The sequence below is a fragment of the Paenibacillus castaneae genome (assembly GCF_002884445.1).
Lineage (GTDB): Bacteria > Bacillota > Bacilli > Paenibacillales > Paenibacillaceae > Pristimantibacillus > Pristimantibacillus castaneae.
This window is the reverse complement of record NZ_KZ614144.1, coordinates 352,433-368,170: the sequence shown is the minus strand read 5'-3', so window position 1 is coordinate 368,170 and position 15,738 is coordinate 352,433. Positions and strand designations below refer to the sequence as shown.

Genomic DNA, 15,738 nt, shown 5'->3' with positions numbered 1-15,738 from the left:
CCCCCTTAGTTTTGATGGATAAATGGATTAAATATAAGTCCTTCGCTATTTAATTCCTGTAAGAACTATTCCTTCAACAAATCTCTTCTGCGCTACCGCAAACAGCAGCATGATCGGTAGTACGGAAAGAATCGATGCGGCCATTAAAAGATTCCAGGGAGCTAAGCGAAACTTGGATGACAGCATGGCAGCCATCCCCACAGGAAGGGTGAAATTTTCCTGAGAATCCAAGTACAGAACAGGAGTGAGCAGATCATTCCAGCTCCAAATAAAAGAGAAAATGGCAACAGTCGCAAGCGCCGGGCCCGCCAAAGGAAGCGTTAGGTTCCAATACAGTCTAAATTCACTGCAGCCATCTATTCTGCCAGCGTTATAAAGCTCATCGGGCAGCGTAGAGAAAAATTGCTTTAACAAGAAAATCATGTACGCAGATCCGAAAAAGGATGGAAGAATAAGCGGCAGTAAAGAATCATGAAGTCCCAGATTCATAAATAGAAGGAACTGAGGAATCATAATCGCTGGATACGGCAGCATTAAAGTACTGAGCACTAGCATGAACAGAAAACTGCTGCTTCTCGCCTGATATCTGGCAAAGCCAAACGCCACAAACGAAGAAGATATAATTGTCCCGATTACTGTAAATATCGAAACAATTAGGCTGTTCCTATACTGCTGGCCAAACTTAATGTCTGTATTCGTGAATAATTCACTGAAATTTCCCCAAGCGAATACTTTCGGAATGAGCGTCGGGGGAAACACAAGCATCTCTTTGGTCGTCTTCAGAGAGGTTGTTACCATAAACCAAACCGGAGACAGCATCGTTATCGTAACGAGGAGCAGGATCACAAACCCGATGATTTGCGATAGCTTCCACTTTCTCATTCTACGTACTTCATTTGCACTCTCTTTAAGTGCTGCTTCTCTCATCGGTTCTGCCCCCCTTCATAGTAAACGTAACGTTTCGACGCTCTCATGATCAGGTAAGTGATGAACAATACAGCAATTAGCAGTATCCAAGCCATGGCAGACGCATAGCCATAGCGGAAGTTTTTGAACGCATTAATATAAATGTTGTATACATAAAACCAAGTTGAATAGCTGGGTCCGCCTCGTGTAATGGTATAAGCCTGCGTAAACACCTGAAACGACTCAATGACGCCAATAATAAGCTGAAATAGAAATACCGGTGAAATCATCGGAAAAGTGACGTTCCAGAACGTTTTCCATCGTCCCGCACCATCCAGCCTTGCTGCCTCCAATAGATGGGCCGGCACACCTTGCAGCCCTGCGAGAAAGATAAGCATCCCTCCGCCTAATCCCCAGAACGACATAATAATCAAAGCCCATAATGCGTATTTCTCATCCAAAAACCAGTGAATGGGATCAATTCCGAATAAAGATAGTCCGTAGTTGAACAGCCCCGCCTGCGGATTAAACACCCAGAACCAAAGCAGCGCCATAGATACGCCAGAGATCATACTCGGAAAGTACATCGCTGTACGAAAAAATCCGCTAAAAGGAACTTTCTGATTAATCAGGATGGCGAAGATGAGAGACAGGAACAATGTAATCGGAACGCTAATAAAGGTGTATTTAAGCGTTACGACAATGGAATTCCAAAACTGATCATCATGGAACAGCTCTTTGAAATTATCCATTCCAACGAAAACGGGAGCATGGATAATATCATAATCCGTGAAGCTGTAGTAAAGTGATGCCCCTACTGGATAAAGCGCGAATATGATAAAGCCAATAATCCAGGGCGAAATAAAAAAGTAGAAATACCTGCTTTCGCGCCTTTGTCCTTTGCTGAGCTTCAGTAAAACCGCCCCCTCTGCGTTTTCAAGCCATTTCTCTAATAGAAATAATCCTCGCAAAAATGTTTAACCCCTTTAACTTTTAATGTAGGTTTTCCTTTATATATTCGAACAAGGACTACTGGCAAACAAGAGATTAAACCTATATCCCTTATTTTATTAAAGTTAAAGCGTTTAAACTTTAAAAAGATTGTATAATAAATCCAGTCGATGCGCAAGCATCGTTTTTTACGATAATAGAAGTCCGTTCCACCTGGCCAATGATAAAAAAAGGGTACTCGGAATTGCTGCATCAGCAGAAGTTCCGAACACCCTTTTTTTATAACAACTCTATTTCAGTCTATCGTATGGTTTAATTTAGACGAGGAGCTGCTGTGGATTCCCTCACAATCAGTTGCGGATCAAATTCCATGGTCACATTGCGTTTGGTAGGGTCCTTGATTAATTTCAACAAAATATCAACGCCCTGCCGCCCTATTTTCTCAAATGGAAGACGAATCGTTGTCAATGCCGGTTGAAATTGCTCCGCATAAATCTGGTCATCGAATCCGATAATGGAAACATCCTGCGGAATGCGGATTTTCTCATTCTTAAAGGCATCCATCACGCCAAGCGCCATAAAGTCATCAGCGGCGAACACCGCAGTAGGCAGCTGGCCGGATTCAATCCAGCGTCTAGCGATGCTGTAGCCAGAGGGAATATCGAACTCTCCCTGCTCCATATGGAATGGCTTCAGCCCTGCCTCCTCAAGAGCGGATAAATAACCTCTCTCCCGTTCCCTACTGCTCAAAAACGAATAAGGGCCACTAATATGAGCAATATCGGTATGTCCAAGGTCGATTAGATGCTTTGTTGCATCATAACCGCCTTTGTAATTATTGACCATTACAGAGGGGACAGACGGATTGCGCTGCTGATTATCAAGAATAACAAAAGGAATCTTTCTTTTCTTAAGCTCCATTACATAGATATCTGCATCAATTGGAGACAGCAGAATAACGCCATCCACACGATCCTCTTGAAACATGGAACGGTTGAATGAATCCTCGTCTCCTTGTGAGATCGATAGCGCTAGAAAATAACCTTGCTCCGCTAAGGAATCGTTAATCTCTTTCACTACAGCGTCAAGAACAGTATCGTGCAATGTGGTCAGCGTCAGTCCGATAATGCCGGTTTTGCCGCTTGCAAGGCTTCGTGCTGAAGCATTTGGATGATAATCCAGGTCCTTCATAGCCTGCAAAACTTTTTCCTTGTTTTTCTGGCGTACGGATGCCGAATTATTAAGTACCCTGGATACCGTCACGACCGACAAGCCCGATTTCTTGGCAACGTCGAAAATACTAACTTTCATTAACGAACCGCTCCTGTTAAACACAATTTATCATTAACATACCATATTTACGGTAAGATTTCACATAAGATGTCACTTCTGCTCTATCCGAATTTAAATAAACAAAAACGCCATACCTGCAGGAGTGCTGCAAGTGTGACGTTTTTGAGTTAGGTGTTTGCATAAGATCAGGCTATTCTATAAGTAATTAAGGCTTCACAACAGATACGAGAAGCTCGTTTTCTCCAGATATAACCGTTACTTCCGAAGGCAGCTCTACATCCTTCACAAGCAAGGATTCACCAATATCCATACGGCTTATGTCATATTCAATCGTAGTCGGCAAGTGTCTCGGCAACGCCTCAACTTCAATAAAGGAACTTTGAATTTGCACAATTCCGCCAACCTTTGTGCCGATCGGCGTACCTTTGAACTTCACCGGAATCTTCGTCAGTACAACTTCATTGGTCTGCACTTGCTGGAAATCAATATGCAGCAAATCTCGTGTTACCGGGTCTCGCTGCAGATCCTCAAGCAGTACAGATAAAGGAGCTTTTCCTTCAAGCTGTAATTCGATAAAGCCGGAGGCTCCTTGCTTTAGCCATCTCTGAAATTCAATATTGGAAATGTGGATCATTTCGTTCTCCGTGTTTTTGCCGAACACAATGCCTGGAACGCGTCCTGCCTTACGCAGGTTCCGAAGTCCAGATGGGTTTAAATGTATACGTTGCTCCGCTTGCAAACATGTCGTCATGTTCTACTCGCTCCTCTTCATTTATCGATCTTTGCGTTGTATAACTAGTCGCTGGATCTCCCCATAACGGGGATACAAAAAGAAACATAGCATCACCACCTCCATGTCCTGCCGACTCGGCATAAGACATTTAATGTAATTTAACCTCGTAAATATACGCGAAGGCACCCCGCTCTGAAAGAGTGGAATGCCCATAGGTTCCATACACCATATCATAGAAACATACTATTGTCGAATTAATCAGTCAATTGAGTAGCGGAAGCTGTTCAAACCCAACAAAAATAGCGGCAATACTGTATAAATCCAGTATTGCCGCTGATCTGAAAGCATTTCACTAGCGCTGAATGGGCTCTATTCGGAACAAGCCTGCTTCACCGTCAGAAGCCGGCTGTTCCTCAAGTACAGCCCAGCCGTAGGACAATGCAGACGTCAGCTCATCCTTCTGCAGCGAAGTTAACGCCGCGCGCACCGCTTCATGTCCTTCCTCCAGCAACAGCTCAGGCTCCTTGCCGAACCGAACCAGAATCCAGCTTCGGATTCCTCGAACCGTATTGTATTTGATCTGATAGCCTTGCGTCACCGCTGCTTCGAAGATGTCCGACTGCTCCTCGGCAAATGCAGTGAGCGCAGCATAATCAAAGTGGAATTCGCTTTCGTCTACCGGCAGCTCTCCCGCTCCCACTCGGCGTATCAATTCCTCATTCGTAAAGCCATAAGCACGTAAGGATTCCAGCATTAAAGCTTCCCATTGCGATAACTTCGCCTGATTCGATATGTCCATGAGCCAGTCCACGCTCCTTTGCTTTTGTCCAAATCTATTAATGCTCGCATCTTAATACTTGGCAACAAAATGTCCTGGGCTAACCTCATACAGCCCGGAATCGCCTGCTCCCTTGTCATATTCAGCCGCATTGAAAGCTGGAGCTTTCTCAAGCGGGACCCTCCGGCTAATTGCCCTTGGATCCGGGACAGGAATAGCTGATAGAAGTGCCCTTGTATAGGGGTGCAGCGGATTCTCATACAATTCATCGCTATCTGCCACCTCTACGAGACGACCGCCATACATAACGCCGATTCGATCAGAGATATGTCTAACCATCGATAGATCATGGGCAATAAAAAGGTACGTAAGCCCGAATTCCTTCTGTAAATCCTCCAGCATATTTACCACCTGCGCCTGCACTGACACATCCAGCGCTGAGATTGGTTCATCGCAAACTACGAATTCCGGATTGACGGACAACGCTCTGGCAATTGAAATGCGCTGCCGTTGTCCACCGCTAAATTCATGCGGATATCTATACAAGTGATCCCGTTTCAAGCCAACCCTGTCGAGCAGGGCTGCCACTGCATCTATACGTTCATCACCCTTATAAACGCCATGTATATTCATCGGCTCACTGATGAGCTCAAGCACATTCATACCCGGATTTAAAGAGGAATACGGATCTTGGAAAATCGTTTGGATGCGGCTGCGGAACGGTTTCAGCTGCTTCTCATTCAGCTTGGAAAGATCATGGCCGTCAAAGTAAACCTCGCCATCGGTATAGTCGTAGAGACGGATCAAGCAGCGCCCTATCGTCGACTTTCCGCTTCCCGACTCCCCTACCAAGCCGAACGTTTCTCCTTGGCGAATTTGAAAGCTAACGCCATCTACCGCCTTCAGAACCTGCGTGCTGCGTCCCCAAACGTTCTTGCCCTTGGTGAAATATTTCTTCAAATTCCGCACGTCCACGAGAATATTGGATTCCGTGTTACTCACCCGTCTTCGCCTCCTTATCCAAGAGCCAGCACATCGCACGTTGTCCGTTGCCCAGCTCGAACAACGGCGGCCGCTCAACGCATTTCCCGAAAGCATGCGGGCAGCGCTCAATAAACGGGCAGCCTGGAGGCGGATTAATGAGATCCGGCGGCGACCCTTCGATCGGCACCAGCCGCTCACGAGATCCGCCGTCACGCTTCGGAAGTGAGCGAAGCAGCCCCTGCGTATACGGATGTCCTGGGCGGAAGAAGATATCATCTACAAGACCCTCTTCCATGACCATTCCGCCATACATAACAATTACACGGGTGCACACTTGTGCGACGACACCCAGGTCATGCGTGATGAGGACAACAGACATCCGGGATTTATCCTTAAGCTCTTTAAGAAGGTCGAGTATCTGGGCTTGTATCGTAACATCAATTGCTGTCGTCGGCTCATCCGCCAGCAGAAGCTCCGGCTGGCAGGAGAGCGCCATTGCAATCATAACGCGCTGCCTCATGCCGCCGCTAAATTCATGCGGATATTGCTCGACCCTTCGCTCAGGCTCATTGATGCCAACCTCGCTCAGCATCCGAATCGCTTCTTTTAGCGCCTCTGCTTTTTTTAATCCACGATGTCTGGCTATGACTTCCGTCATTTGCGCTCCGATTTTCTTGACGGGATTCAGCGCGGTCATCGGATCCTGAAACACCATAGCAATCCGATTGCCCCGAATGCTCCGCCACTGCTTCTCGGATAAGCCCGTTAAGCTCTCGCCGTGATAGAGAATTTCTCCCCCGATCACTTTACCCGGCGGAGAAATCAAGCCGAGAAGCGCCTTCGCAGTCACACTCTTGCCGCTTCCCGACTCGCCGACAATACCTAATGTTTCACCTTCATCTATATGAAAGCTTACGCCGCGAACAGCTTGATTCTCCCCAGCCCTTGTATCGAAGGAAACCTTTAAGCTATCTACGGTAAGCAACCGTTCTGTCATGTTATCATTCACTCCTTTGCGCAGCTTCCGTTATCCGATGGTTTATCTTTTTATCAGCTTAGGCTCGAACCCGACTCGCAATATATCGCCAAGCACGTTAAAGCTAAGAACCGTCAGTAAAATGAATAAGCCGGGAAATAAAGCCAGGTATGGCGCTTGCGCGATATAACCTTGGGCATTATTAAGCATGCTGCCCCAAGTTGCATTAGGAGCCTGCACGCCGAATCCAAGAAAACTGAGGGATGATTCCATCATGATAGCGGAGGCAATGTTGTTCGTTGCACCCACGATAATGACGGGGATCAGGTTCGGGACAATATGCTTGCCGATAATTCCGAAAGCATTCTGGCCTGATGCTTGCGCATACAGTACATATTCACGCTCTTTAATGCTCATTGTCTCCGCCCTTATGATTCTTGCAATGCTCATCCACATCAAGAGGGAGATGATCACAATAATATTGCCTACACTAGGCTTAAGAAACACGCTGAGCAGCAAAAGAATCAGAAAGGACGGAATCGACATGACAATCTCAAGAAAACGCATGAGCAGATTATCAATAAATCCGCCGAAATAGCCGCTGACAACTCCGACCACAACGCCGATGCCGGTCGCTAGAATCATGGAAGCGAACCCTACCATAAGCGACACTCGTCCGCCGTACAAAGCTCTCGTGAAATAATCTCTTCCGTAATCATCCGTTCCAAACCAATGCGCTGCACTAGGCAGTTTAAGCCGTTCCATAACATTCAGCGCATTTGGATCCTGCGGAGATAGGAATGCTAATGCCGCCGCTAGTGAGAAAACGACTATAATAACAAGGCCTGCGATACCGAGACCGTTCGTGAACAGCTCATGCCCAACGCTTCGCCATTTGCTCCGATTCATATGATCACCCCCTCGTTTTGATTCTCGGATCTGCTATGCCGTAAAGAATGTCTGCCACGAGATTGCCAACGATCAGCATAACAGAGGAGAAAAGTGTAATTCCCATAATAACGGGGTAATCCATTCCTCTGACAGCAGTCATGCCAAGTGATCCAATTCCCGGCCAAGAGAACACGGTTTCCGTGACGATTGCACCTGTCACTAAATCTGCCAAGGACATTCCGAGCAGCGTTATAACAGGCAAAAGCACATGCTTAAGAACATGCCGGAACAGAACCGTTCGCTTCGTTGACCCGAAAGCATACTGAATTTGCACATAATCTTCCTTCAGCTGGCCGATCGTGCTTGATCGAATATATCTGACATAGACGGCAAGAAAACCAAAAGCAAGTACGAAGCAAGGAAGAATTCCGTGTTTAATAACATCAAAAACCGAATGAATTCCGATTGTACGCATCCCCATGCTTGGCAGCCAATGCAGCTTAACGGAGAAGAAATACATAAGCAGCATAGCAAGCCAGAACAGAGGAACCGAAATTCCGATATAGGAAAACAGGTTGATCAGCTTATCAACCCAGCGGTTCCGATTCGCTCCTGCAATGAGTCCAAGAGGTATGGCCAATAGAAATGCTAATCCAATGGACACGCCCATGAGGCCTGCTGTTGCTGGCAGCCGCTCAACAATTTGATCAAGCACAGGCTGGTGGTTAATAAGCGAATAACCGAGATTCCCGGAAAGAATCTCTTTGATCCATATTAAGTATTGCACATACGCAGGCTTATCCAAGCCTAGATTATGCCGGATCCGTTCAATATCCTCCGCATGCATGTTCGGAGTGACGAAGGAGAGCACAGGATCTCCCGGCGCTAACTTGACCATTGCGAAGCAAGCAATCGATACGAAGATCAGCATCGGGATCGTTTGCAGCAATCTTCTTATGATGAGCTGTCTCATGCGTCTATTCTCCTAGCCGTATTCGGACAAAAAAATAAGCTGAATATACCAGCTTATTTTCCGCCGTCCTTATTTCAGGTAGATTTTGGATAAGTCTTCAAAAATAACGACCGGTTTCAGTACTGCTTCTTCCAGGCCGCCGTATTTCTTATCAACAGCTACAATTGTTTTTGTGTAAGCAATTGGATAAACCGGTGCATCTTCAGCAGCGATTTCTTGAAGCTTCTTATAGATGTCTCCACGCTTGGCCGTATCTGCTTCACTAGCACCTTGCTTGAAGAGCTCATCTACTTCTTTGTTGCTATAATGAGAATAGTTAGCATCTCCGTCCGACGTAAACAGAATACTGTAAGCATCCGGATCGTAGCCCATGATATAACCTGCAGCAGCCAGCTCATAATCGGTTGCCTTCGGATTAGTGAACTTCTCACCATAAGCGGAAGCGTCCATTGCTTTGATCTCAACATCAACCCCGACAGCTTTCAGCTTCTGCTGAACGTAAAGGGAGATCGATTCTTGTGCTTTATTGCCGCTCGATACGATGAAACGAAGCTTCAATCCTTTAACCCCGGCAGCTTCCAGAAGCTCCTTCGCTTTAGCTGCATCGTTATCAAAGGAAACCAAGTCATTCGTCTGGAATAATGCATCCGGGGCGAGAATTGACTTCGCAGGATCTGCATATTCATTCGAAGTGTAAGCGACTTGGATAAGCTCATCGCGGTTAAGCGCGTAAGATAGAGCTTGTCTTACTTCTTTCTTGCCCAATACTCCCGTATCACTATTATGATTGAATAGTAGATAAGATAATCGGCCTTCACTATAAGGCAGGATTTCGAACTTGTTGGACGCTTGGATCGTACCCACATCTTGCGGATCTACATATTTAACATTAATCTCGCCGTTCTGAAGCGCTAGATTCGCTGAATTAGTATCCTTTGCAATCCTGTATGTGATAGAATCTAGGTAAGGTTTACCACCGACATAACCATCAAATCTTTCAAGTGTTACATATTCGCCTGTTTTGTACTCTTTGAACTTGAAAGCTCCAGAGCCGATCGGCGCTTTGTTCTTCGTGCTCTTCTCAAGGTCTGCTTCATTCTCGAAGATATGCTTCGGAATGGGAGATACTTGAACCAGCGTAGCCTCGAAAGCTGGACTTACTTGCGGAAGCTTGAACTCAACCGTCAGATCGTCAACTTTGACAGCTTGGATCGGCTTGCCGCCGATAGTAAAGTTGCCTCTCAGGAAGCTGTTCTGCTTCTCGTCGAGAATTTTATCAATTGTAAATACGACGTCATCCGCTGTCAGCTTCTCGCCGTCATGCCATGTCAAACCGCTTTTCAGCTTTAATGTATAAGTCAGATTATCCTCAGATGGCTCTAGGCTCTCTGCAAGATAGAATGTTTTCTCACCATTGTTCACTTGGAATAACGGAGCATATAAGGCTTGATCAATCGTCAAGCTAACACGGTCACCGGCATAGTTCGGATTCAGAATGACTGGATCTGCGCCAACCGCGATAATTAAGCTGCCGCCCTCTTTCGGCTGTGATTCATTTGTTGGAGCATTAGATGAACCTGGTGTCGGTGCTGTTCCTGCATTATTTCCAGAGCAAGCACTAACCAACAAGGTTAATAACAATACGGCTGCGATTCCAAACATGCTTTTACGTCTAATCATAGTTGTACCCTCCATCTTTCTCTTTAACATCCTCATTTAATATCATGTAATAGTACATCGGTTTACTTGGAATTTCAATATCAAAATTTACCATGCGAAACATTCACATATTTAATGGTACTTGCTATTTATGGTATTCCTCACATCGCCTGTCTTTATGTGCAAACGAAGGAAAAAAGTCAAAAGACAGCGATTAAATCGCTGTCTTAGTTGTATGCAATTTGAAACCTGCTTATTTGGATACAGACTTAAACCACTCATTAACTTCCTTCGTGACTTGATCCCCACCATTGCTCTTCCAGCTTGCAACAAATTGGTCGAAAGCATCGATCGGCAGTTGGCCGTATATAATCTTATTAAACGTTTCCTTCTCAGATTGACGCAGAAGATTCCATTTCGAGATCATGGTCGGTGTCGCGGCACCTGTGAAATAGTTTTGCTTGCGGATATCCAATTGCGACATCACGACTTTTGCAGCATACCAGTTTTCAGGCTTACGGAATTCAGCTTGCTGCTTCTCATAAGGTGTTTCTGGCGCATTGCCGTCAGCCAATTTAACAAGTGTTTTCATATAGAGATTAGGAATGCGGGCCGGGCCGGTTAGGAAAGGAAAACTATTGGAGAATTCCTTAATTTTATCTTTATCGCTTGTCGGTTGTCCGTCCACTATATCCCAATCATACCCTTTGGCAAAACCATATTCATAATCGCTGCCAGCAGTCGGGTTGGCTAGATGCTCTAACAAATAATTATAGTACAGGAATATTGCTTCCGGATGCTTGGCATCTTTATTAATCATGATACTGGCATTCACACCAGAGTTTTGCCATTTGGTTCCGATTTGTCCATCCGGGCCAGCAGGTACAGGATAAGCCTTATATTTCGCTCCTGGAACGTTCTTCAATAAGTCTGGAGCCGGCCAGTCAGGAACCCAGTTTGCTCCCGGTAAAACGCCCGCTTCCCCTCTTGTCCAGATTTCAGCGGATTTCCCTTCATCCCAAAGTGCCGCATCGGGATGGATATAACCTTTGTCCATCCATTCCTTCAGCTTCGCAAGCGCTGACTTGGCGCCCGCATTAATCGAGCCGTACTCTAGATTGCCGTCCGCATCCTTGTTCCATTGCTCTTGTATGGTGCCATAAGCTCCGAACAGCCAATCCAATGAACCCATCCATGTGTTCGTATTATTCTTCAATGATGTAGCGAGCGGATAAACCTTATCTGGAGCCAATCCATCCGGATTCTCGTTTTTGAACTTATCCATAATGTTCTCTAAATCTGCAATCGTCTTCGGTGCTTGCAGGTTCAGCTTCTCCATCCAATCTTCCCTTAACCAAAGAAGCGTATCGTCATTGTCCGTATATTCCATGATCGGCATATTATATTTCTTGCCTTCTCTAGTGAACGGATACCATAATTCAGGGTGCTCCGCGGCATGCTCTTTCAGTACTTTACTGGCATATTTCTCAAACAGCTCATCAATAGCCATAAACTTACCTGAATCAATCAGCTGATTTGTCAATACAGGATCATTCGGTACGGGTACAAAATCAGGCAGCTTCTCGCCGGAAGTAATGGCTAGCTGAAGATTTTGTATTTTTTGGCTGTCATTCGCCGGGTACCAGGTGTCTTTATGCTTAATACCTAATGTCTCCAGCATCCACCTGTCATGGACATTATTTTCCTTCGTATCTCCTTGGACATACGTATATGGCATTAATATGGTGCTGATCTCAATTGGAGGATCGTATTTGCCCTTTTCGAATGCGATATCGGCTGCACTGCTTTCTTTGGAACCGTTACCGGCTGCCGTTCCGCCATTTGATACGGGATCTTTTGCAGCTCCGTTTTGACCTGAATTTCCGCTGCAAGCGGTGATTACCATTAACGCAACGATCACGAGCAGCATCCATGGTTTTTTAAACTTTCCCATTGTTGATCTCCCCTTTAATTAAAATCTCTACAGCTGTAACTTTACCAATGAACGGGGGAGAGTATCTATATGATTTATTTAGTTTTCATAAGACTCTGTCATGCTGCTAATTATTTTCTCTGTATTCTTGCGGCGTTGACCCGAACTGTCGTTTAAACACTTTGATAAAATAAGCGGGATCCAAATATCCGATTTCCATGCTGATCTCATAAACCTTTTTGTCGGTCGTTCTTAGCACATGGCATGCCCGCTCCATGCGAAGGCGGAACACATAATCGCTTATGCCTTCACCTGTCTGAATCTTATAAATTTTGGATAAATGGGTTGGGTGCAAATTAACATGATCCGCCAATGCACGGAGCGATACGTCGTGATGAAGATTTTTCTCCGCAAACTCCTGCGTCTTCTTCACGTACAAGGAGCGTATATCCTTCATTTCATTCGACGTGCCCTCTTCCAGCTTATTCAGCACGCCAAGGGACCATCTGCGGAGCTTGCTAATAGAGGTGAATGCTTCTCCGCTTTGCAGCTGCTCCATATCCGGCCCACCTAATAAGCTTGCCAGAGACTGTTCATTTCGGTGTGCAAGATGAGTGAAGGAAGACGCGATAACATATCCAGCCTCCATACAGTGCTCCCAAGAATCATTCCATCTTTCATCCAATTCAGCGCATACCGTAATCAGCTTATCCTTCGCCGTATCCCAGCGCCCAGCCTCTAGCAAGCTGCTCAGAGAAGGCGGCATATAGAGCGAATCCAAAGGGCCTTGCGAACGGTTATCCGTAACAGCTCCGACACGCATAACGAATTCTTGCTCATCTCCAACAATTTGCCGGAAATAATCTGCAGCCTGCCGGTATTGATCCAGAAGCAGCTCAGGAAACCGGAACCATTCCGTTATGACAATAGATAGCGATACTTTCAGAAACTGCTTTACCTTATATTGGAGCTGCAAGGCCAGCTTCTCTAATATCGTTTCTTTGCCTAAATGGGCATGCTCTTTCTTTAACTGAAGCAAAAATACAAGGTATCCATGCTCCTCTTTGACACCCCACGTTTCCATAAACTCGCCGATTATTTCTTCAGCCATGTTCATGATGGCATATTCCATTAGCTGCTGCCCATTATTTGTAAACCGTCCGAACTCTTCCTCCATGCGGACAAGCAGCAGGGCGCACTCTCCGTTCTCGAAAGGCAAACCATAATTGTGAAGCTTACGGCTCCATTCCTCAGCAGGCATAGGGTAGCCCCGCAAGGCATCAAGCAGCAGCTGGCCGCGCAGAAGCGGCAAATTTTCCCGCAGCGTATATTGAGTCCGCTCCAATGAGCTGATGCTCTCCCACTCCACATTCAACTGATCAATGGCTTTCTTAACCGCACTAAACAATTCATCGTCTGTCGGCGGCTTAAGCAAATAATCAACAGCCTGATGCTGCACCGCCTTTTTGGCATATTCGAAATCAGAATGGCCGGATAAAATAATAAACTTAATCTTCTTATCATGTAAGCGAACCCGCTCCAGCAGCTCTATCCCCGTCATTTCGGGCATTAGAATATCGGTTATGACAATATCAATTGGATTCATTTCAATCATTTCAAGCGCTTCGCGCGCGGAAAAAGCTTTATAAACGTGTTCGATACCAAGCGTGTCCCATGGTTTGTACATGGCTAAATTTTCTACCCAGTGCGCTTCATCATCTACTATGATCATCTGCATGCCCAGCATCTCCTCGTTTGTTCAGATCATTGAAATGTTCATCTCCAGCTGTAATCTCCCAAACAATTTCTGTCCGCAAGCCGCCTAAATCGGACTGCCTGAAATTCAAATAGGAATGAGTTCCAAATTGGTGAATAACGCGCTGGTTCGTATTCCAAAGGCCGCAGCCCATTTCCTCCTGCAGCGTCTCCTTCATCTTGCCATTCAACGCTTCCAGCTGAGCGTGGCTCATTCCCGGTCCATCGTCATCGATGTATATGCGGCAGAAGCCGCTAGACATCTCGCCGCTAATCCGAATTTCACCAGCGGTATATGATTTTCCAACCCCATGAATGACGGCATTCTCCACTATGGGCTGAAGCAGCAAGCGCGGAACACGCTGACTCTGCATATCTAACGGAATATCGATATGATACTCAATTCTGCCGTTGCGCAGCTTCTGAATATCCAAGTAATTAATGATTAATTGAATTTCTTCAGACAACAGCGCTGTTTCACGTTCCATTCGTGTTGTATAGCGATAGTAAGCACTTAAATTGTAGGCCATCGAGACGACCGCTTTCTCCTCCTTCATCTGGGCCATATTAATAATATAACCAAGGCAATTGTAGAGGAAATGAGGATTGATCTGAGCCTGCAGCTGCTTTAGCGTTGCCTCGCGAGCCCGAATTTTCTCATGAAGCACGTTTTCAATCAGGTCTTGGATTTGGCGTGACATATCATTAAACCGATAAAACAGAAATGAAAACTCATTCTTGTCATTGGAATGGAGCCGAACGGAATATTCCCCTCGCTGCACACGCCGCAGGCCGTCGATTAATTTCCGAATAGGGCGCTGGACGTTTCGGTAAAGCAGGATGGATGCTGATATTCCGACAACAAACAGCAGGAACATACATAAATAAAATAAATTGCGGCTGAATGCGATTAACCCCAATACACGGTCAAGCGGAATAGCATCAACCAAATGCCAGCCCAAATGAGGCGATTTAATCGTGCTTACCAAATAGTCCTTCCCCTCTAGCTTAACCACCTTCTGCGTTGTATCCTCCAGAGACTGGGTATCCAAATACCGGATCAATTCACTCGACAGCACTACATCTGCACTGCGATTGAGTATAGGAGTATCCCCTTCATGGTAAAAGAGCGGATCGCCCTGCCCCCCCGCTTTATACGTGTCCAGCATGTTTTGAATATTCTCATAACCGAAGCTGGCTTCGACAACTAGATTGCTTCCCGTAAGCATGCCTTGCCTAGCTAAAGAATCGGTAAAAAACCAATAAAACGCTTTCAATTGGCCGCTAGTGGCTGTGTCGCCGTTGCCGTACGTCCATTTCCCGCTCATATTTCGCTTGAGATAATCCTCATCATATTTAATAAATTGGTTGTAATTCGAAATGACATCCTTGTTATGTTGAGAATGTACCGTGTATTTGGCTGGCCAAATATCCATCACGCCAGACTGAAGCATCATCTTTTCTTGAATGACAAACCTCGTCTGCATCCGATCATAGCGGTCTTCCCATATATTTAAGCCGTTGAATTTCTGCACATTAGGATCTTTGGAGAAGGTGATCGTGAAATCCATCATCTGATTAATGCGGGAATCGATTTGGCTGGATAAGAAAGCCAGCTGCCTGGTATTAGACTTCTGAAGCTCCTTGCTTACAACCTGAAATGTGACATTGTTGGAATAGGTGTAAATAACGATAATCGGTATAAACAAAATGATAATTAAACCGTTTATTTTGGCAAACAGACTGAAGCCTGCGCCCAATCTTCTTTTAATCCTATCCATGCCTCTTCTCAGTACCATGCTGTCTTCCTCCAGACGTTGTGTCCTAACAAAACCATATCGATCCCTAACAATGTCATATAGTACCGGGATAGAAATGTCTGTACTATTTATAACAGAGATTGTTT

General features: G+C 45.6%; 13 protein-coding genes. All 13 read right to left on the bottom strand.

Annotated features, from left to right (window positions below):
- Positions 1-45 precede the first annotated feature (45 nt).
- Positions 46-927, bottom strand: coding sequence for a carbohydrate ABC transporter permease (locus tag CEF13_RS01620; protein ID WP_102709116.1), 882 nt, complete (start codon positions 925-927; stop codon positions 46-48).
- Complete coding sequence (locus CEF13_RS01615) at positions 924-1,877, bottom strand: carbohydrate ABC transporter permease (RefSeq protein ID WP_341806368.1); 954 nt, start codon at positions 1,875-1,877, stop codon at positions 924-926. Before CEF13_RS01615 ends, CEF13_RS01620 begins: the two co-directional genes overlap by 4 nt.
- Positions 1,878-2,169: 292 nt before the next feature.
- Positions 2,170-3,168 (bottom strand): LacI family DNA-binding transcriptional regulator, encoded by a 999-nt coding sequence (locus CEF13_RS01610; protein ID WP_102709115.1) that lies wholly within the window; start codon positions 3,166-3,168, stop codon positions 2,170-2,172.
- Between the two features lie 187 nt (positions 3,169-3,355).
- Positions 3,356-3,901: a 50S ribosomal protein L25 gene (locus tag CEF13_RS01605; RefSeq protein ID WP_102709114.1), complete on the bottom strand. Its 546-nt coding sequence runs from the start codon at positions 3,899-3,901 to the stop codon at positions 3,356-3,358.
- 334 nt (positions 3,902-4,235) lie between these two features.
- Positions 4,236-4,682 (bottom strand): hypothetical protein, encoded by a 447-nt coding sequence (locus CEF13_RS01600; RefSeq protein WP_102709113.1) that lies wholly within the window; start codon positions 4,680-4,682, stop codon positions 4,236-4,238.
- A gap of 51 nt (positions 4,683-4,733) precedes the next feature.
- Entirely contained in the window at positions 4,734-5,663 is a 930-nt protein-coding gene (locus tag CEF13_RS01595) for an ABC transporter ATP-binding protein (protein WP_244917032.1), read from the bottom strand.
- Positions 5,656-6,642, bottom strand: coding sequence for an ABC transporter ATP-binding protein (locus tag CEF13_RS01590; RefSeq protein WP_102709111.1), 987 nt, complete (start codon positions 6,640-6,642; stop codon positions 5,656-5,658). Before CEF13_RS01590 ends, CEF13_RS01595 begins: the two co-directional genes overlap by 8 nt.
- 42 nt (positions 6,643-6,684) lie before the next feature.
- Complete coding sequence (locus CEF13_RS01585; protein ID WP_102709110.1) at positions 6,685-7,530, bottom strand: ABC transporter permease; 846 nt, start codon at positions 7,528-7,530, stop codon at positions 6,685-6,687.
- Between the two features lie 4 nt (positions 7,531-7,534).
- Complete coding sequence (locus tag CEF13_RS01580; protein ID WP_102709109.1) at positions 7,535-8,485, bottom strand: ABC transporter permease; 951 nt, start codon at positions 8,483-8,485, stop codon at positions 7,535-7,537.
- 69 nt (positions 8,486-8,554) lie between these two features.
- Complete coding sequence (locus CEF13_RS01575) at positions 8,555-10,165, bottom strand: ABC transporter substrate-binding protein (protein ID WP_102709108.1); 1,611 nt, start codon at positions 10,163-10,165, stop codon at positions 8,555-8,557.
- A 232-nt stretch (positions 10,166-10,397) separates the two neighbouring features.
- Positions 10,398-12,098 (bottom strand): type 2 periplasmic-binding domain-containing protein, encoded by a 1,701-nt coding sequence (locus CEF13_RS01570; RefSeq protein WP_102709107.1) that lies wholly within the window; start codon positions 12,096-12,098, stop codon positions 10,398-10,400.
- A gap of 106 nt (positions 12,099-12,204) precedes the next feature.
- Positions 12,205-13,815: a response regulator transcription factor gene (locus tag CEF13_RS01565; protein ID WP_102709106.1), complete on the bottom strand. Its 1,611-nt coding sequence runs from the start codon at positions 13,813-13,815 to the stop codon at positions 12,205-12,207.
- Positions 13,793-15,631, bottom strand: coding sequence for a sensor histidine kinase (locus CEF13_RS01560; RefSeq protein ID WP_102709105.1), 1,839 nt, complete (start codon positions 15,629-15,631; stop codon positions 13,793-13,795). Before CEF13_RS01560 ends, CEF13_RS01565 begins: the two co-directional genes overlap by 23 nt.
- Positions 15,632-15,738 lie beyond the last annotated feature (107 nt).

Coding starts and splice junctions, on each gene's coding strand:
- CEF13_RS01565 (WP_102709106.1), bottom strand. CDS start 13,815: ATGCAGATGATCATAGTAGATGATGAAGCGCACTGGGTAGAAAATTTA.
- CEF13_RS01575 (WP_102709108.1), bottom strand. CDS start 10,165: ATGATTAGACGTAAAAGCATGTTTGGAATCGCAGCCGTATTGTTATTA.
- CEF13_RS01620 (WP_102709116.1), bottom strand. CDS start 927: ATGAGAGAAGCAGCACTTAAAGAGAGTGCAAATGAAGTACGTAGAATG.
- CEF13_RS01590 (WP_102709111.1), bottom strand. CDS start 6,642: ATGACAGAACGGTTGCTTACCGTAGATAGCTTAAAGGTTTCCTTCGAT.
- CEF13_RS01600 (WP_102709113.1), bottom strand. CDS start 4,682: ATGGACATATCGAATCAGGCGAAGTTATCGCAATGGGAAGCTTTAATG.
- CEF13_RS01585 (WP_102709110.1), bottom strand. CDS start 7,530: ATGAATCGGAGCAAATGGCGAAGCGTTGGGCATGAGCTGTTCACGAAC.
- CEF13_RS01560 (WP_102709105.1), bottom strand. CDS start 15,631: ATGGTACTGAGAAGAGGCATGGATAGGATTAAAAGAAGATTGGGCGCA.
- CEF13_RS01605 (WP_102709114.1), bottom strand. CDS start 3,901: ATGACGACATGTTTGCAAGCGGAGCAACGTATACATTTAAACCCATCT.
- CEF13_RS01610 (WP_102709115.1), bottom strand. CDS start 3,168: ATGAAAGTTAGTATTTTCGACGTTGCCAAGAAATCGGGCTTGTCGGTC.
- CEF13_RS01570 (WP_102709107.1), bottom strand. CDS start 12,098: ATGGGAAAGTTTAAAAAACCATGGATGCTGCTCGTGATCGTTGCGTTA.
- CEF13_RS01580 (WP_102709109.1), bottom strand. CDS start 8,485: ATGAGACAGCTCATCATAAGAAGATTGCTGCAAACGATCCCGATGCTG.